General features: G+C 39.8%; 18 protein-coding genes. 6 read left to right on the plus strand and 12 right to left on the minus strand.

Features of this window, described 5'->3' with window-relative positions; genetic code table 11:
- Positions 1–106 precede the first annotated feature (106 nt).
- Both LZD48_RS16660 and LZD48_RS16665 read right to left on the minus strand, forming a co-directional pair.
- Positions 107–928 (minus strand): inositol monophosphatase family protein, encoded by an 822-nt coding sequence (locus tag LZD48_RS16660; protein ID WP_310739854.1) that lies wholly within the window; start codon positions 926–928, stop codon positions 107–109.
- A gap of 129 nt (positions 929–1,057) precedes the next feature.
- Positions 1,058–1,258, minus strand: coding sequence for a YkzI domain-containing protein (locus tag LZD48_RS16665; RefSeq protein WP_235763835.1), 201 nt, complete (start codon positions 1,256–1,258; stop codon positions 1,058–1,060).
- A gap of 787 nt (positions 1,259–2,045) precedes the next feature.
- Here LZD48_RS16665 and LZD48_RS16670 point away from each other — a divergent pair.
- The 3 genes from LZD48_RS16670 (at position 2,046) to LZD48_RS16680 (ending at position 3,982) form a co-directional block, all read left to right on the plus strand.
- The gene (locus LZD48_RS16670) at positions 2,046–2,693 is read left to right on the plus strand and encodes a protein rep (protein WP_235763836.1); all 648 of its coding nucleotides are present in this window, start codon (positions 2,046–2,048) and stop codon (positions 2,691–2,693) included.
- A 61-nt stretch (positions 2,694–2,754) separates the two neighbouring features.
- On the plus strand, positions 2,755–3,225 hold the full coding sequence (locus LZD48_RS16675) for a GNAT family N-acetyltransferase (protein WP_235763837.1): 471 nt from the start codon (positions 2,755–2,757) through the stop codon (positions 3,223–3,225).
- A 139-nt stretch (positions 3,226–3,364) separates the two neighbouring features.
- On the plus strand, positions 3,365–3,982 hold the full coding sequence (locus tag LZD48_RS16680; RefSeq protein WP_235763838.1) for a YktB family protein: 618 nt from the start codon (positions 3,365–3,367) through the stop codon (positions 3,980–3,982).
- Between the two features lie 37 nt (positions 3,983–4,019).
- On the opposite strand, the gene LZD48_RS16685 is transcribed toward LZD48_RS16680, so the two are convergent.
- The 8 genes from LZD48_RS16685 to LZD48_RS16720 form a co-directional block, all read right to left on the minus strand.
- Positions 4,020–4,286 carry a UPF0223 family protein gene (locus LZD48_RS16685; protein WP_235763839.1) on the minus strand — a complete coding sequence of 89 codons (267 nt, stop codon included), beginning with the start codon at positions 4,284–4,286 and terminating at the stop codon, positions 4,020–4,022.
- Positions 4,287–4,295: 9 nt separating this feature from the next.
- Complete coding sequence (locus LZD48_RS16690) at positions 4,296–5,252, minus strand: NAD(P)H-dependent flavin oxidoreductase (protein WP_235763840.1); 957 nt, start codon at positions 5,250–5,252, stop codon at positions 4,296–4,298.
- Positions 5,253–5,302: 50 nt separating this feature from the next.
- Complete coding sequence (locus tag LZD48_RS16695) at positions 5,303–6,178, minus strand: polysaccharide deacetylase family protein (protein ID WP_235763841.1); 876 nt, start codon at positions 6,176–6,178, stop codon at positions 5,303–5,305.
- Between the two features lie 133 nt (positions 6,179–6,311).
- Positions 6,312–7,718, minus strand: coding sequence for a dihydrolipoyl dehydrogenase (gene lpdA, locus LZD48_RS16700; RefSeq protein WP_235763842.1), 1,407 nt, complete (start codon positions 7,716–7,718; stop codon positions 6,312–6,314).
- A 4-nt stretch (positions 7,719–7,722) separates the two neighbouring features.
- Positions 7,723–9,003, minus strand: coding sequence for a dihydrolipoamide acetyltransferase family protein (locus tag LZD48_RS16705; protein WP_235763843.1), 1,281 nt, complete (start codon positions 9,001–9,003; stop codon positions 7,723–7,725).
- A gap of 23 nt (positions 9,004–9,026) precedes the next feature.
- Positions 9,027–10,004 carry an alpha-ketoacid dehydrogenase subunit beta gene (locus LZD48_RS16710; protein WP_235763844.1) on the minus strand — a complete coding sequence of 326 codons (978 nt, stop codon included), beginning with the start codon at positions 10,002–10,004 and terminating at the stop codon, positions 9,027–9,029.
- A 3-nt stretch (positions 10,005–10,007) separates the two neighbouring features.
- Positions 10,008–11,051: a pyruvate dehydrogenase (acetyl-transferring) E1 component subunit alpha gene (pdhA, locus tag LZD48_RS16715; RefSeq protein ID WP_235763893.1), complete on the minus strand. Its 1,044-nt coding sequence runs from the start codon at positions 11,049–11,051 to the stop codon at positions 10,008–10,010.
- A 432-nt stretch (positions 11,052–11,483) separates the two neighbouring features.
- Positions 11,484–12,143, minus strand: coding sequence for a YkyA family protein (locus LZD48_RS16720; RefSeq protein WP_235763845.1), 660 nt, complete (start codon positions 12,141–12,143; stop codon positions 11,484–11,486).
- 345 nt (positions 12,144–12,488) lie between these two features.
- On the opposite strand from LZD48_RS16720, the gene def reads away from it, so the two are divergent.
- The 3 genes from def (at position 12,489) to rnjA (ending at position 15,500) form a co-directional block, all read left to right on the plus strand.
- Positions 12,489–13,040 (plus strand): peptide deformylase, encoded by a 552-nt coding sequence (gene def, locus LZD48_RS16725; RefSeq protein ID WP_235763846.1) that lies wholly within the window; start codon positions 12,489–12,491, stop codon positions 13,038–13,040.
- A 580-nt stretch (positions 13,041–13,620) separates the two neighbouring features.
- Positions 13,621–13,830: a DNA-dependent RNA polymerase subunit epsilon gene (locus LZD48_RS16730; protein ID WP_235763847.1), complete on the plus strand. Its 210-nt coding sequence runs from the start codon at positions 13,621–13,623 to the stop codon at positions 13,828–13,830.
- A gap of 2 nt (positions 13,831–13,832) precedes the next feature.
- On the plus strand, positions 13,833–15,500 hold the full coding sequence (gene rnjA / locus LZD48_RS16735) for a ribonuclease J1 (RefSeq protein WP_235763848.1): 1,668 nt from the start codon (positions 13,833–13,835) through the stop codon (positions 15,498–15,500).
- Positions 15,501–15,539: 39 nt separating this feature from the next.
- Here the strand turns inward: rnjA and LZD48_RS16740 are convergent, their stop codons facing one another.
- Both LZD48_RS16740 and LZD48_RS16745 read right to left on the minus strand, forming a co-directional pair.
- Positions 15,540–16,208: a potassium channel family protein gene (locus tag LZD48_RS16740; RefSeq protein WP_235763849.1), complete on the minus strand. Its 669-nt coding sequence runs from the start codon at positions 16,206–16,208 to the stop codon at positions 15,540–15,542.
- Positions 16,209–16,468: 260 nt separating this feature from the next.
- Complete coding sequence (locus LZD48_RS16745; protein ID WP_235763894.1) at positions 16,469–18,211, minus strand: ABC transporter ATP-binding protein; 1,743 nt, start codon at positions 18,209–18,211, stop codon at positions 16,469–16,471.
- Positions 18,212–18,264 lie beyond the last annotated feature (53 nt).

The raw sequence follows: 18,264 nt of genomic DNA on the forward strand, positions 1-18,264 counted from the left end.
TTCACCGCCAAAAACTCCAAAAAAATAAATAACGATGATAAATTTCTATCAAAAATGAATCCAAGCCGCATTTTAATGACTTGGATTCTTTTTTTATTATTTTTGGCTAGTTATGTCCCAGCCTCTTCCGGCCATTTTTAATAAACGCAAGTAATTGTTCTTGAATCTTCGGATTGCAAGTTAATATGGAGTTGTTGGTGAGCATATTTAATGACACTCCATCTAACGTTGTCGAAACCCCACCAACCTCATTAACGAGCACAATTCCAGCCGCTATATCCCACGGAGCAAGCCGCATGGATAAATATCCATCAATTATTCCCTCAGCAACATAGGCAAACTCAAGCGCGGCGGATCCGTATGAACGGCTGCCCCTGACTGTTCGAATCATTTGGTGCATAATTTTCTCGTCAACAACCCTGTTCGGACAGAGAAAATAATGGTTCATGTCAACGATTGATTCTTCCAGCTTCAAGTCTCTTCTAAGTTCTGGCAGCAATTCTTCATTCTTATACGCACCTTCAGAACGCTTCGCATGGTACAGTTCATCAGCCATTACATCATAAACCAGTCCAATTTCGCCAATTTCATCATGAAATACTGCAACTGAAATCGCAAAATTCTTCCGCTGGTGTACAAAATTCATCGTTCCATCGATTGGATCGATAATCCAGACGGTACCTTGCAAAGAGGTAAGCTCGTCTCCATAGCCTTCTTCCCCAATAATATAATGCTCAGGGTAGGTTTCTTTAATTTTTTCAACGAGGAACTTCTCCGTCTGTTTATCCATTTCAGTCACAAGATCATTCGGGTTTGATTTCGTTTCAATAATTCTCGGTTCATTTATTTTATTTCGTATCTGCTCACCGGCTTCCAATACCCAAGCTTCGGCATTCAGATAAACTTGATTACGTTCCATTTTATCCATCAGTCAATTCCCCCAATTCTCTTTAGTCCGCCTTTATTGTATCAAACGAACTCTGTAAGTCATAATAAAAGGACCTCGTATTCATTTGGCCACCGAAGTAGTAACCACTTAAATACGAAGTCCTTCCATTTACTCATTTTCATCTTCAGTAATTTCAATCAACTGATGACGCAGCGTACTTAGACGCTCTTTGACTTTAATCATTTCCGTTTTATCCCCGGCCTCCATAGCTTCGTAAAGATTCATTAATTCATAATCTATTTCCATTCGAATTACCGGGAGTTTAAGTTTCGCCTCTTGCTTTTCAATTGCTTGCATTAGATATTTCAATTTTAATCACACCTCTCTAAGTGATTACGATGGCTCTTTTAATTTAGTTTATGAAGATTTCTAAAGGAAGTTCGCCAATATTTAGAACTAGCTTCTTAAAATAGGTTTTCCCATATCCTTTCTAATTTAAACATTCATTCAGTGAAAAACCTGCAGTCTAATGGGCTTGTCCTCTTTAGATACAATGGAATTTTCTTTATAAAGTTTGATTTATTGACAAATCAGATCCCTTACTTAATAATAATTATTATCACTTGGCTTTCACAATCTGAAACAGTTAGCTATCCCTTTATATTAATTTGTAAGGTCGGCAAATCATTAATTACGATTACTTTCATACAATGTAAGTGATTTGCTCATTCTCTAGACTGGCGTTCTAATCGCCATTCAGTTTCCCGGGGAACGGATGCTTTCCATGGGCACGGCCTCAGCCTCCTCGGAAGAAAACCGCTTCCTGCGCTGCTCTGGACTCGTGCTTTTCCCGTAGGAGTCACCGTCCCCCGGGAAACTGAACTGGTTAGATGATTCTCTGAATAGAAATTGTTCCGTTACGAACAGTGATCCATATTTGGCCTTTCCTGGTAGCAGTCCAGACACCTGGAGACTCCTGCGGGAGGATAGGCTTGGTGAGACCTCGCAGCAGGCTTGCCTGCGAGGAGGCTCACCAGCCGCTCAGCAGGTGCGAGAGGTGTCTGGATCGCGGACCTCCAGTAGAAAGTTTCGGAGTTCAGCACACTCACGCTGTATGAAGGTGATAATCAGTTCAGTTTGAAAAGCTTTTTATTTAATGGAATATGTTTATGACGGTGAAGAATTGAATAAGAGTCTTGCTGATATGGCCAAGGGCTTTGGTAGAATGGTTAGATATAAAAAAATCGATAAAAATTTAATTGGTTTTATGAGGACCACTGAGGTGACGGTGAATAAAACGGACAACTCCTATAACCAGCATATTCATGCCATGATGTGCTTTGAAAGCAGTTATTTCAGGGGTAAAGATAATTATATTACCCATGAAGATTGGCAGGCGTTTTGGAAAAGGGCTATGAAGTTGGACTATGATCCGAATGTTTTTGTCACTGCAATTAAATCTAGGGTTTCCTCTGAACAGGACAAGCAAGCGATTGAAAAAGCGGTTAATGAAACTGCGAAATACTCGGTTAAATCTGATGATTATTTAACAGATGATGAAGAGCGGAATTTACAAATTGTTAAGGATTTGGAGGAAGGTTTGTATCGTAAAAGATTGATTTCTTACGGTGGTTTATTAAAGGTAATTCATAAAGAATTAAATTTGGACAGCGCTGAAGATGGCGATTTGATAAAAGTTAATGATGAAAATGATGATGATGAAAAAGAAGATGAAGGCTTTATAGTGACAGCAATGTGGAACTGGAATAGGCAAAATTATTATATAAAAAATGATGGTTCTTGATATTCCACAAACGGGCCATTTTGTTGAAGATTAAAACGTGAATTTTAATGGGGTGGGAAACATGCTTCAGTTTGTAAATATTGACCTGGATTCAGAAAAACATCGTGAAATAGTAACTAAATTCCGAAGAGATTCATTTGAAGTAAGTTTTGGAGATGGATTTGATTTTGATGAAGAAGATTACCTACATTGGTTAAAAGAAAAAATAGCCGATTACCCAAAAGGTTTTGTTTTGGTTAAGAAAAACAACAATTATGTGGGGCAACTTGAATTATCAGTTAGGCAATACGAAGGTAAAGATATAGGTTACGTTCACTTGTATTACTTAACTTCAGTGGAACGAGGCAAGAGCATAGGTCAAGAATTACACGACTATGCAAGACAGTTTTTTAAAGCCAATAATATTAAAGAATTTCATCTAAGGGTATCACCGACCAACATTTTTGCGATTAAATTTTATCGCAAAATTGGTATGAATGAAATTGGTCCTGAAGTGAATGGGAAGGTAATTAGGATGAAGGGTTCTGTGTGATTTTTATAAGAATAGAAATTCCAGAATCGGGCATGTTTAGGTACATATTTCAACAACTGCAGGCTTTTGTTAAGGATGATTTGCTAATATTTGCGAGGTGCAAGGGACAAGTTATCATTGATTAGAAAGGATGACAAAAATGGATTTTAATGGTTTTAAACAAACTGATTTTGACACATTTCATATCGATGGATTGGAAGCTCGAATGGAAGCAATCCAAACTCGCATTCAACCGAAATTCCGTGAACTTGGGGAAATTTTAAAAGATAATCTATCCATGAAGCTCGGGAATGAAATGTATTTACATATCGCAAAACATGCAAGAAGGACGGTGAATCCTCCAATAGATACTTGGCTGGCAATTTGTGATAATAAACGAGGTTATAAGAAGCATCCACATTTTCAAGTAGGCTTGTTTGATGATCGTTTATTTATCTGGCTGGCACATGTTTATGAATTACCGAACAAACAAAAAATCGCTCAGGGCTTTATCGATAATTTCGCTTCACTGAAGGAACTGCCGAATGATTTTGTTGTTTCAATGGACCATATGAAGAAAAATTCTTTACCACTCAAAGAATTGGAAGAATCACATCTGGAACGTTTCCGTGATGTGAAAAAAGCGGAATTTTTAATCGGAAGAAATCTGGATATGAATGATGAACAAGTTCAAGACGGGGAGCAATTACTTGATATAGTCATCGCGACTTACGATGATCTTATTCCTTTCTATCAATTGGCATTAAAAGAACGCTAAAACAGCTGGGACGATTTTAAATGTCCCAGCTGTCTTTTTACATTCTAATATTTTTCTCTTCTGTATTCCTTGCTTGTTTGACTACAGGATAAGGCGCATAGCCTGATGCTTTTGTAAACGCAGCAAATAATTGCTTCTCTTCTGATTTAGATGGAACAATTTGTTTAAAACGTCGATACACAGCAAGAATATCATCTCTTCGCACATTTTTCTCATACGCCCGTTCAATTAAGGTGAAAAAATTTACGACATCAACAATTTCCTGTTGTGACCAAGTTTCATCGATCGGATAGGAATAATTCATCTACTTCCCTCACTTTGCCCATTGATTTCGTATTTCTGTTGCTTCACTAATAAGAGACTGAACTACGTTTTCTACAGTTGGGATATCATGAATTCTTGCCGCGGATTGTCCAGCCCACCCAAAGCCTTCCGTGTCGTTCCCTTCCTGGATATAGCGATAATTAACCTTCCCACTTATATAATCCTTTAGTGACTCATAGCCAAGCTGCTGCTTTTCAATTTCAAGGATTTTCTCGGCGAATGGACCTTTCAGCACTCGAGCGGGGGCGCCGATCGAACGTTTAATAACTGTCGTCCCCTCTTCTTCCGCATCCACAATTGCCTGTTTATAATTGGTGTGGGCGAGACATTCCCTTGTAGCAATAAAGCGGGTGCCCATTTCAATCCCCTCCGCTCCGAGACTGAGCGCCGCCATAAAGCCACGACCATCTGCAATTCCGCCAGAGGCGATAACCGGAATTGAAACATGATCGACTACTTGCGGGGTAAGAATGAATGTACCGACATCGGAACGACCTAAATGTCCTCCACCCTCTTGTCCGACGACCATCACAGCATCAGCACCGAGTTCTTCCGCTTTCTTTGCCTGCCTCCTAGCAGCGACAAGAACTAATTTTTTAATAGGATGCCCTTTTACCATGTCAAGGACTCCTTTAGGATTACCTCCTGTAACAGATATAACCGGAACTTCTTCATCAATCGCTACCTGCACCATGTGTTCATATGGCCGACCATGTTGTCCGATTGCATAGTTCACTCCAAACGGTTTACCTGTTAATGATTTCACCTTTTGTATTTCCTCACGTAATGCTTCCGGTGACGGTAATGTCATCGCAGTAATTTGCCCAAGGCCACCCGCATTCGAAACCGCTGCGGCTAGTTCAGAATAAGCTAAGTAAGCGAGTCCTCCCTGAATGATCGGATATTTGATATTCAGCAACTCTGTTACCTTTGTTTTAAAGTTCATTTATACGGTTCCCCCCTAGATTTATCACTGGAGCATGCTTTCTATTTTATTTAATTCGCTTTATCTAATGTTTGAATAAGAGTCGGATCGACAATATCATAACCGTTGTCTCTTAAACCATTTACAATTCTTTCTAAGGCAGCGTTCGTCCATTCCCTGTCATGCATTAATAAATTTGCTCCGGGTTTCAGTAAGGAGTAATCAACATCCACTTCGGAACCTTCACCTGTAATCATTGCTTCCGCTAACTTATCTGCATCCATATACGGTTCGAAATAATCATAACCATATGTCCAATTCATTAATACCATCCCTTCATCGAAGGCCACTTGCTCGGAATAATCTGTATTCATTCCATTAGGTGCCCGGAAGAATTTTGGTCTTTCACCAATAATTTCTTCTACTCGATCACTTAAGCTTACAATTTCTTCTCGTTGTTCTTCTTCAGGTATATCTGGTATTAAAGGGTGATTATATGTATGGTTCCCAATCAGAAAGCCCATTTCATGTAGTTGTTTTAAAGCTTCTTCCTCTTCTGGTGTATCAAGAAAGTGCCCATTTACAAAGAAAATAGCGCCTGCGTCTAATCGTTGTAACGTTTCCGCCATTTCCAAAGTATATTCTGCTGGTGCATCGTCAATCGTTAAAAGTACGACATTTTCTTCTGTACCTTCCTCTAATGGTGCAACACTTGCATCTTCCGCAATATAGTACGCTGGATCATTTACCGCTTCTGCATCCGCTTCTACCTCGGTTTCCTCATCTTCAGCAGGCTCGTCTTCCTCCTTTCTTTCGTCTTCACGCTCTACTTCTTCTGTTTGTTGATTCATGTCTTCATTCATCGAATCATCCGGATCTTCTGCCTCATTTCCAGAGCAGGCAGATAAAGCCAGCGCAAAAATGAGCAGAAAAACAATTCGCTTCATGTTTTGTATCCTCCTGATGTTTCTATTTGGTATATATTATAGTAATGATTAGAATAGATGACAATGAAAAGCTAGCTTTTAGACAAATAAAAAATGACGGCTAAATCAATAGCCGCCATTTTTTATTTGTTTTTTATAGCATATGAACTGGTTTTCCTAGTCCTACTTCTGCAGCTTCCATCGTAATCTCACCTAGCGTCGGGTGCGCATGGATGGTTAATGCGATATCTTCCGCTGTCATGCCAGATTCAACTGCAAGACCGATTTCGGAAATCATATCACTTGCGTTCGGTCCAGCAATTTGACCACCGAGAACAAGACCGTCTTCTTTACGAGTGATCAGCTTCAAGAAACCGTCTGTTTCGTTTAGGGCCAATGCACGTCCATTCGCTGCGAATGGGAATTTGCCGACTTTAACATCAAAGCCTTTATCTTTCGCTTCCTGTTCAGATAATCCAACAGTTGCTAATTCTGGTTCCGTGAATGCTACTGCAGGAACACCAATATAGTCAACCTCGGACTTCTCGCCACTGATTACTTCTGCCGCAATTTTCCCTTCATAGGAAGCTTTATGGGCTAGTGGAGGACCTGCAGTGATGTCGCCAATCGCATAAATGTTATCTACGGATGTACGGCACTGCTTATCTGTTTTAACGCGACCTTTTTCGTCAAGTTCGATACCAACTTGCTCTAAGCCGATTTCTTCCGTGTTAGGCTTACGGCCGACTGTAACAAGTACGTAGTCCGCTTCAAGGGTTTCTTCTTTACCTTTTGCTTCATAACTGACTTTCACGCCGTCTTTTGTTTCTTCAACGCCTTTAGCCATCGCTTCTGTAACAATGGTGACACCTTTTTTCTTAAGACGTTTTTTCACAACCTGTGTCATTTGTTTTTCAAACCCGCCAAGGATATCTTTTGCACCTTCAAGGAAAGTAACTTCTGTACCGAAGTTGGCAAAGACAGTTCCTAGCTCTGTTCCAACATAACCTCCACCGATTACAACAAGCTTCTTAGGAATTTCTTTTAAGTTCAATGCACCTGTAGAATCAAGTACACGATCAGAGAATTTGAAGCTCGGAATTTCGATAGGCGAAGATCCCGTTGCAATGATACAGTTGGTGAATTTGTAGGTTTGTGAATTCTTTTCATCCATGATTTTTGCAGTATTTTTATCTACAAAGTATGCTTCTCCACTTACGATGTCTACTTTATTCCCTTTAAGCAATCCTTCAACACCGCTCGTAAGTTTGTTTACGACAGAGCCTTTCCATTCTTGCACTTTAGAAAAGTCAACCGTAACTTTTTCCGCTTTAATACCAAGATCTTCGATACCTTGTGCTTCAGCTGCTTTCTGTCCTGCAGTAATGAGTGCTTTCGATGGAATACATCCAACGTTCAAGCAAACTCCGCCTAACGCTCCTTTTTCGACAATCGTTACCTTTTGTCCAAGTTGAGCGGCACGGATTGCAGCAACATATCCCCCAGGTCCAGCGCCAACGACAAGTGTGTCTACTTCTACTGGAAAATCTCCTACTACCATCTTCTTACGCCTCCATCATGATTAATTGTGGATCATTTAGTACACGTTTAATCTGGTTCAGTGCAAGTTGTGCAGTTGCACCATCAACGATACGATGATCAAAGCTTAGAGATAAAGCAAGTACTGGAGCTACAACAACTTCTCCGTTACGTACGATTGGCTTCTCAGCAATTCTACCAATTCCTAAAATAACTGCTTCAGGATAATTCAGAACTGGAGTGAACCATTGTCCACCTGCAGAACCAATATTGGTAATGGTGTTAGAAGCTCCTCTCATCTCTTCAGGTTTCAGTTTACCATCTCTGGCTTTCTCTGCCAAGGAGTTGATTTCTGCTGAAATTTCAAAGATGGATTTTCTATCTGCGTTCTTAACAACCGGTACGAGCAGGCCTTTATCTGTATCTGCAGCAATACCGATATTGTAATAGTGTTTCTGTACAATTTCATCTGTTGCATCATCAATATTAGCATTGATAATTGGATATTTCTTCGATGCAGAAATTAAAGCTTTTACAACATATGGGAGGAATGTCAATTTAACATCCTGCTCAGCTGCAACTTCCTTAAATTTCTTACGGTGTGCAACAAGCTCTGTCACATCGATTTCGTCCATTAATGTAACGTGAGGAGCTTTTGTTTTCGAATTAACCATTGCATTTGCAATAGCTTTACGGATACCCGACATTTTCTCGCGAGTTTCCGGGAAGTCACCTTCTGGGATGGCGACTTGCTGTGTGCTTGAAGCTTTCGCTGTATCTTCTGAAGTATCCGCTGCAACAGTTTCAGCTGGCTGTGCATCTCCGCTTACGAACGCATCGATATCTTCTGTTAAAATTCGGCCGTTTTTACCTGTTCCAGATACTTCTCTAATATTAACGCCTTGTTCACGTGCGTATTTTCTTACAGAAGGCATTGCAATCACTACTGCATCACTGTCCGTGTCCGCACTTTCTGTTTGTGCTGGCTTTGCAGCTTCTGCTTTTGCTTCTTCTTTTGGTTCTTCTGTTTGTGCCGGTGCTTCTTCCGCACTGTCGTCTGACTCGTAACCCTCAGCATCAAACGAAACGAAAGTATCTCCTACTGTCGCAACGTCACCTTCTTGAACGTAGATTTTCTTAACTGTACCATCTACTGGTGCTGGGATTTCTACAACTGCTTTATCATTTTGTACTTCACAAAGGACATCATCTTCACTGACTTCATCGCCTTCATTTACGAACCATTTTACGATTTCGCCTTCCGCGATTCCTTCACCGATGTCCGGAAATTTAAATTCAAATGCCATTTCTTCTACCTCCTATGTTGATTTTAGAAGTTTACTACTTGGTTTACTTTTTCTATTATATCCTTGTGGTTTGGAAGCCAAACTTCTTCTGCTTCTGCGAACGGGTATACAGTATCTGCCGCAGTTAGACGTAATACTGGTGCTTCTAAGTGCAGAATAGCTCTTTCTTGAATTTCTGCAACTACATTTGCTGCAACTCCAGCTTGACGCTGTGCTTCTTGAATAACTACCACACGGTTCGTCTTCTCAACAGATGCAAGGATTGTATCGTAATCGATTGGTGATACCGTACGTAAGTCGATTACTTCTGCTTCAATACCATCTTCTGCAAGCTCATCAGCCGCTTTTAGTGCTGCGTGTACCATTGCACCATAAGCAACTAGTGTAACATCTTTACCTTCGCGCTTTACAGCCGCTTTTCCTAATGGAATTGTATATCCTTCTTCCGGTACTTCTTCACGGAATGAACGGTAAAGCTTCATATGCTCAAGGAAAATTACCGGATCATTATCACGGATTGCAGAAATAAGTAATCCTTTCGCTTCGTATGGAGTAGATGGGATTACAACTTTAAGACCAGGTTGTTGTGCAACAAGCCCTTCCAGTGAATCTGCGTGAAGTTCAGGTGTATGAACTCCTCCTCCAAATGGTGCACGAACCGTAATTGGTGCTTGATGCGTACCACCAGAACGGTAACGCATTCTAGCCATTTGTCCACTAACAGAGTCCATTACTTCAAATAAGAAGCCGAAAAACTGAATTTCTGGAACTGGACGGAAACCTTGAGTAGCAAGTCCGATTGCAAGTCCTCCGATCCCTGACTCAGCAAGCGGAGTATCAAATACACGTTCTTCACCAAACTCTGCCTGCAAACCTTCTGTCGCACGGAAAACTCCACCGTTTTGTCCAACGTCTTCACCAAACACAAGTACGTTTTCATCATTCTTCAATTCGTTACGCATTGCGTCTGTAATTGCTTGAATCATTGTCATTTGCGCCATGATTTATTTCGACTCCTTTTCTTCGTAAAATTCTAACTGCTCCTGTAAGTTTTGCGGGAGCTCTTCATACATATTATTAATTAAATCCGTTACTTTTTGTTTTGGATATTGGTCGGCTTTCTTGATTGCCTCCTTAATATCTTCTCTTGCTTCTTCAATTACCTTGTTTTCATCTTCTTCGCTCCAAAGTTTTTTCCCTTCAAGGAACTTACGGAAACGTACAAGTGGATCTTTCTTTTCCCACTCTTTATCTAAGTCTTCCGAACGATAACGAGTTGGATCGTCACCTGACATCGTATGTGGACCGAAACGGTATGTCATTGTTTCAATCAATGTTGGACCTTCACCTTTCACAGCACGGTCGCGCGCATCTTTGGTCGCTGCATAAACTGCAAGCACGTCCATTCCATCTACTTGAATTCCTTCGATACCAGCTGCAACAGCTTTTTGTGCTAATGTTTTCGCAGCAGTTTGTTTTTCTACTGGAACAGAGATAGCAAAGCGGTTGTTCTGTACAACGAAAATTGCTGGAGCTTGATAAGCACCCGCCATGTTAATACCTTCATAGAAGTCACCTTGTGACGTTCCACCATCACCTGTATAAGTGATTGCAACATTTTTCGCGCCACGTAATTTCATACCAAGTGCTACGCCAGCTGCTTGTACATACTGTGCACCGATAATAATTTGCGGAGCTAATGCTTTCAAGTCATTTTCATATTGGTTTCCGTGGAAATGACCTTTCGAGAATAAGAATGCTTGATACAGTGGCAGACCGTGCCAAATAAGCTGTGGTACATCACGATATCCCGGTAAAATGAAATCTTCTTTCTCTAACGCAAAATGACTTGCCAGCTGGGAAGCTTCCTGACCTGCAGTCGGTGCGTAGAAACCTAAACGTCCTTGACGGTTAAGTGCGATTGAACGTTGGTCTAGAATTCTTGTGTAAACCATCCGACGCATAAGCTCTTTTAGCTCATCATCAGATAACTTAGGCATCGCCTTTTCATTAACAACTTTTCCATCTTCATTTAGAATCTGGAACATTTCGAACTTACTCTCAACATCTTTTAATACATGTTTCAAGGTAGTCACCTCTCCTTTATTAGTAAAATATTATTATTGGGAGTAAACACTCCCACTCCATTCATGCCCAACAACTCGGGGCGGATCTTCTTCACCTCAAACTGTTATATAGATTCCCGCAAAAAAACTAGTACAAAACCTGTACAATTAAATCTTAGCTTAAATTCCTCAATAGGTCAAACACTTTAACTTCACTCACTTTAACTTCACTTTACCCTTAATGATGTAAGCCTAACCACCAAATAATGTTATAGTACAAAATTTCTTCACGGTTCTGTCCCACCACAGTTTTAACAACATCACTAATACAGGTATAGTTTAATCTATATAGATAAAATGGGCAAAAAAACAAACCTTATGCACCAGATTCATTCTGCATAAGGTTTTAATGTATTATTCTTCTTCAAATGTCACTTCCATATTAGCCGCTTCATAAAACGCTTGTTTCAATTCATTATATCCGACCGTTAATTCATTAAACGTATCATTCGCAGTTAATATTTGTTCATATGTTGCATTTATTTTTTCAATCTGTTCATTCAATACTTCTTGTTCCACTTCTTCATCTTGCAACAAAGTATACAATTCAGTTTCTAAATCGAGCGATTGCTTGTATGCTTCATACAGATCATCATATGTAATATAACGGTCCATCATTGTCTGATACATTTCTTCGCCTTTTGTCTTTGCGTCTCCTTCTTCAAGGTCATCAAGCAGCGCTTCAATTGATTGGAATTCCTCTTTAGCCGCCTGTATGCTCTCACTTTCAACATCAATCTTTTCTTTGCGCTCCTCTATCAATGCAATAGCATCTTGCGAAAGCTTTGTAATTTCTTCAAAATCATCCATTCCCAGATCAATTACTTGAGCATAAATTTCTTGTTCCTGCTTTTCAAGCTCTGTAATCTCACTTTGCTGTGCTTCAAATTCTTGTTCAAGTACAACGGTTTCCTCTAAATGTGTATGTATTTTCTCCTCTGTACTCTCACTGCTGCACGCCGATAAGACGATGAGTAATAATCCAAACATAAGTACTGTTTTCTTCCAAGTCATAACCTTTAACCTCCTAGACATCTAATTCATGAGTATGTTTTTAGAGTATATCATAAATTAAGTTCGAACTGATAGACAATTATCATGGCCTTTCCTGGTAGCAGTCCAGACACCTTGAGACTCCGGTTAGACTTGGCGAGACCCCTTAGTGCTCAGCGTGAGGAGGCTTGTCGACCGCTCAGCAGGTGCGAGAGGTGTCTGGACTGCGGACCTCCCGTAGAAAGTGCACACTTACGCTGAATGAAAGCAATTGGCGATTTTTTTAGATGCGAAAGTTGAGCATTTCAGATATGATAAGATGGAGTAAGAAAACTGATTAATTCACTATAGTAAGGAGAAATAGATATGATTACAATGAAGGATATTGTACGTGAAGGCCACCCTTCGTTAACGAAAGTTGCTGAAGAAGTAAGACTGCCATTAACAGAAGATGAAAAGCAGCTTTTAAAAGATATGCTTACATTTCTTAAAAACAGTCAAGATGATGAAATTGCTGAAGAATATGGATTGCGTGCAGGTGTAGGTCTTGCCGCCCCGCAACTAGGGATTGAAAAGCAGATGTTCACCGTTTTTTATGTAGATGAGAAAGGCAAAGTTCATGAACATGCCCTCGTCAATCCAAAGATTGTTTCTCACTCTGTTGAAAAAACATTTCTGCCCACAGGAGAAGGTTGTTTGTCCGTGGACAGGGAAGTAGAAGGTTATGTCCCGCGTTATACAAGAATTACTGTTAAAGCTTTTGATATCGACAATAATCCAATCAAATTACGGTTGAAAGGGTATCTTGCAGTCGTATTCCAACATGAAATTGATCATTTGAATGGTATCATGTTTTACGACCGTATTAATCAAGAGAACCCGTTCCATATTCCGGAAAATTCAAAGCCCCTTGAATAATCGGAAGGTCTCCCCACCTTCCCTCTCTCTTTAATAAAGTACCTTTCAGGACAAACGTGCATAAAATAAAGTATAAATTCCGAGGAATGACAAAAAATAGGATTACCAAAACGGAAGCAGCATGACATCTTTAGATAGTTAAGGTATCCGTTCAGCGCCACTATTTCCAGGGTAGTTTTTTCCACTATTAAAAAGGGAATATGTACCTTTAAATAATATTTTTTTCCTTAATCATTTCAAATTTCATTGATTCGTACTATAATGTAGATAAGAGGATTGGATCGGTAAAATGTTTTTGCTGCTTTTCTTAATATCTGAAAGGAGACGTGTGTAAACATGTTGAAGCGCCTTAGAGAAAAGCTCAAGAAACGTTTGAAAGATTTTATAGGTCAAAAAGAACGTGTGCCTACACCTTATAAATAGAATGATTACTGTTCACCAATCAACTGGAAGTCATGCATGCTACGGAAACTTGCAGGAATTTAATAACATCGATTACATGCTAGGCGCATGACCATCGAAGCGTGCGCTCGGCATGTTTTATTTGCAATCAATATCTAAAAATGTCAGGAGAGATAATATGATATATAAGGTTTTATATCAAGAACTCGCAGATGAAGCTCCAGTTCGAGAACGGACGCAAAGTCTCTATATTGAAGCTGCTTCTGTAAGAGAAGTAAGAGAAAAATTAGACGATCGAAATTACAATGTAGAATATATTCAAGAATTAGATGAGGCACATCTAGAGTATGAAAAACAATCCGATGATTTTAAAGTGGAGAATATCTAGGTATGAAATTTGTGAAAAATGACCAAACCGCTGTCTTCGCACTAGGAGGACTGGGGGAAATTGGTAAAAATACGTATGCTGTTCAATTTCAAGATGAAATCATTATAATCGACGCTGGGATTAAATTCCCTGAGGACGAGCTTCTCGGAATTGACTATGTCATCCCTGATTATACGTATTTAGTACAAAACCAAGATAAAATTAAAGGATTATTCATCACGCACGGGCATGAGGACCATATCGGAGGGATCCCTTATCTGTTACGTGAAATCAATGTGCCGATTTATGCTGGAAAACTTGCAATAGGTTTAATCAGATCGAAACTAGAAGAACATGGTTTACTAAGAAATGCTAAGTTAATTCCAATTAAAGAAGATGATGTTATTAAATTCCGTAAGACTTCCGTTAGTTTTTTCCGGACAACTCATAGTATTCCGGATTCCTATGGGGTTGTCGTCAAAACACCTCCAGGAAATATCGTTCATACTGGGGACTATAAGTTCGATTTCACCCCAGTTGGAGAGCATGCTGATTTAACAAAAATGGCTGAGATTGGCAAAGAAGGCGTACTTTGCTTATTATCAGACAGTACAAACAGTGAAGTCCCTGGCTTCACCTTGTCTGAGAAAGTCGTCGGTCAAAATATCGATGATATATTCAGCCGTGTTGATGGCAGACTAATCTTTGCCACATTCGCATCTAATATTTATCGCTTGAGCCAAGTAATTGATTCAGCTGTAAAACACAATCGAAAAGTGGCTGTGTTTGGACGCAGTATGGAAAATGCGATTAACCTCGGGCTGGAACTCGGCTATATTCAAGCACCTAAAGACACATTTGTGGATAGTAATCAAATCAATCGCCTTCCTGCCGATGAAGTAGCGATCCTTTGTACAGGTTCTCAAGGGGAAGCAATGGCGGCTCTTTCAAGAATTGCTAACGGTACACACAAACAAGTTCAATTAATACCTGGAGACACTGTTGTATTTTCATCATCTCCAATCCCGGGAAATACAATTAGTGTTGGTCGTATCATCAATAAACTTTACCGCGCCGGTGCTGACGTAATCCACGGTAAATTAAGCAATGTGCACACGTCAGGTCACGGAGCACAAGACGAACAAAAACTGATGCTTCGTCTCATGAAACCGAAATTCTTTATGCCGATCCACGGTGAATACCGAATGTTAAAGGAACATATCAAGCTTGCAGTTGATTGTGAAATCGAGCCAAACAATTGCTTTACTCTCGACAATGGCGATGTACTCGCATTAAGCAAAGATACTGCAGAAGTAGCTGGAAAAATTCCTTCAGGTACGATTTATATTGACGGTAGCGGTATTGGCGATATCGGAAATATTGTTTTAAGAGACCGACGTATCCTTTCAGAAGAAGGTCTTGTGATTGTTGTTGTGAGCATCAATATGAAACAATTCAAGCTTGCAGCTGGGCCGGATATCATTTCCCGCGGGTTCGTCTACATGCGAGAATCAGAAGACCTTATCAAGGAAGCACAAGAGCTCGTAACGACACATTTAAATAAAGTAATGGAACGTAAGACAAGCCAGTGGTCGGAAATTAAAAATGAAATTACCGACACCATCGCACCATTCTTATACGAGCGCACAAAACGCCGCCCGATGGTCTTACCAATCATTATGGAAGTATAAATTAAAATACATTAGCAGGCAAATACCTGCTAATGTATTTTATTGTTCATCAATAATAAGATGTTTTTCAAATCGGTGGATGTCATCATCTCTTCCGATGACAAGCAATATATCCTCAGGTTCAAATATATATTCCGGACTTGGTGAGACATCGATTACCTCGCCTCTTTTAACCGCAACTACATTACAACCGAACTTTGCTCGAATATCAAGCTCAATTAATGATTCTCCAATCATTTTCCTGCCTGTTTTTACTTCGACAATGCTATGATTATCGGATAAATCGAGAAAATCGAGAATGTTATTTGAAATAATATTTTGGGCAATTCTTCTGCCCATATCTCGCTCTGGATGGATGACACGATCCACGCCAAGTTTTCGCAGTATTTTTTCATGATAATCATTTTGTGCTTTTACAGTTATTCGTTCAACATATAAATCTGTTAGGATTACGGTTGTTAATATACTTGCTTGGAGACTTTCCCCAATCGCTACGATCACATGTTCAAAATTATTGATTCCAATTTCTTTTAATGATTCTTCATCGGTTGAGTCAAGGATGACAGCATGGGATGCGATATTTTTGTATTCATTTACCTTTGCTTCGTCAATATCAATTGCGAGAACTTGCTTCCCTTCCTTGCTCAATTCCCGGCAAATACTACCACCGAACCTCCCCAAACCAATCACCGCATAATCCTTACCCATCAGTATCCCTCCAGAACTAGTCATCTTTGTAGACTTATTATAACCTCTACATAAACATTGTACAAAATTGAAAAGTGAAACTTCATTCAGTGGGGTCTCCTTCCCTATTGAATGGTAGTTGAATAGAATCAGGGAGTTACGGACTGTTTAGTCCCCACCTTCATCAATTGGGTTTCTCTCATGTTTAGAGATGGGGAGTATTACAGACCCGTTAATGCGTGATAAACACTCATGCTTTCTGCTGGAGTTCTTTTGTTTCTTTACAAGGAATCAAGCATGGTAAATTGGGATTTGACTAGTTCGTAGTATTTCCCTCGTTTGGAGATAAGCATTTGGTGATTGCCGCTTTCAAGGATTTTTCCGTTTTCCAGGACGAATATCTTGTCAGCCTCCCGAATCGTTGATAGTCGATGAGCGATAATAATGGATGTTCTTCCTCTTAAAAGCAGCTTTAATGCCTCTTGTATTCTCATCTCTGACTCTGTATCGATGCTCGCTGTTGCCTCATCTAAAATAATGATCCGCGGGTTCGCAAGTAATGCTCTTGCAAAGGAAAGTAATTGCCGCTCTCCAGCTGACAGTATGTTCCCCCGCTCTTCCACCTCTGTTCGATAACCGTTAGACAGTCGTTTAATAAAACCATCTGCCCCGACAACTTTTGCTGCTTCTATTACCTCTTTATCCGTTGCGTTCGGTCTTCCGAAGCGAATATTCTCCATTATGGTACCCGAGAAGATAAACGTATCTTGTAAAACAACACTAATCTGTTCACGGATACTTGCGAGTTCGACTTCTTGAAGATTTTTCCCGTCGATCTTAACTGCACCTTTTGTTGGATCGTAAAAGCGACTAATTAAATTGGCAATTGTTGATTTACCACTTCCTGTATGACCTACTAAAGCAATTGTTTCGCCTGCTCGGATGTCGAGTGATACTTCATGAAGAGCAATCCGTTCATCGTCATAAGAAAATTGTACATGATCAAATTGAATATGCCCTTTCATATCCTGAAAGATATACGCATTCTCTTTCTCTTTTACATTCGGCCGTTCATCAAGAAATTCAAATATACGCTCTGAGGAAGCCATCGCCATCAGCAGCTGATTATACATTTGACCTAACCGAGAAATCGGCTCCCAGAACATTCCGGTAAAATAAGCAAAAGCTACGAATGTACCGATCGCAATCCCACCATTATCTTCTCCGAGTATAATCAAATAGGAACCAAAAGCGATAAGAATGATTGTTCCGGCAGCATCACTCATATCGACAAACGGACGGAAAAATGCGCTTTTTTTCGCTGCATCTCTGAAGCTGTGAAAGAATCCTTTGTTCACCCCATCAAAAAACTCAGCATTTTCTTTTTCCTGTGAGAATGATTGAGTAATACGCATACCTTGAATGGCTTCATTAAGATGGGAATTCATCCGCGACTGATTTATCCGGACATTTTGCCACGATCTGCGGATATTTCTTCTTAACTTGGTGGAAATATAAAACATGATCGGTAAAACAATTAATACAGCAATCGCTAATTTGGGACTTAAAACAATGAGGATCACCATAATTCCAATTAATGTAATGGAATCCATTAATAGATTGATGATTCCGTTTGTAAATAGTTCTTGCAGCGAGTTAATATCATTTAAAATTCGAACCAGAATCGAACCTGCTGAGCGATTATCGAAAAATCCATGGGATAAACGTTGTACGTGGGAAAATAAATGATGACGTAAATCATAAATGACATTTTGTCCAAGCTGGTTCACCCACTTAACCCGTAACGTATTGGCAAGATAATTTAACATATACAATCCGCCGATAAACACAACGAGCCATGTCAATAATGTCGTATCCTTATTTAATATCGCAATATCAATGGCAACCTTCCCGACTAAAATCGGCACAGCCAAACGCACGAAAGTTGATACGAGCATTGCGATAACTGCTGCTGGTAAATAACTTTTCGCATAAGGTTTTAAATAAGTTAGAAGCCGCAGCATTTGCTTCCAGTTAAACGGTTTCTCAATAACTTGCTCAACAGTATAGCGAAACC

It is taken from the genome of Oceanobacillus alkalisoli, assembly GCF_021556485.1.
Lineage (GTDB): Bacteria > Bacillota > Bacilli > Bacillales > Amphibacillaceae > Oceanobacillus > Oceanobacillus alkalisoli.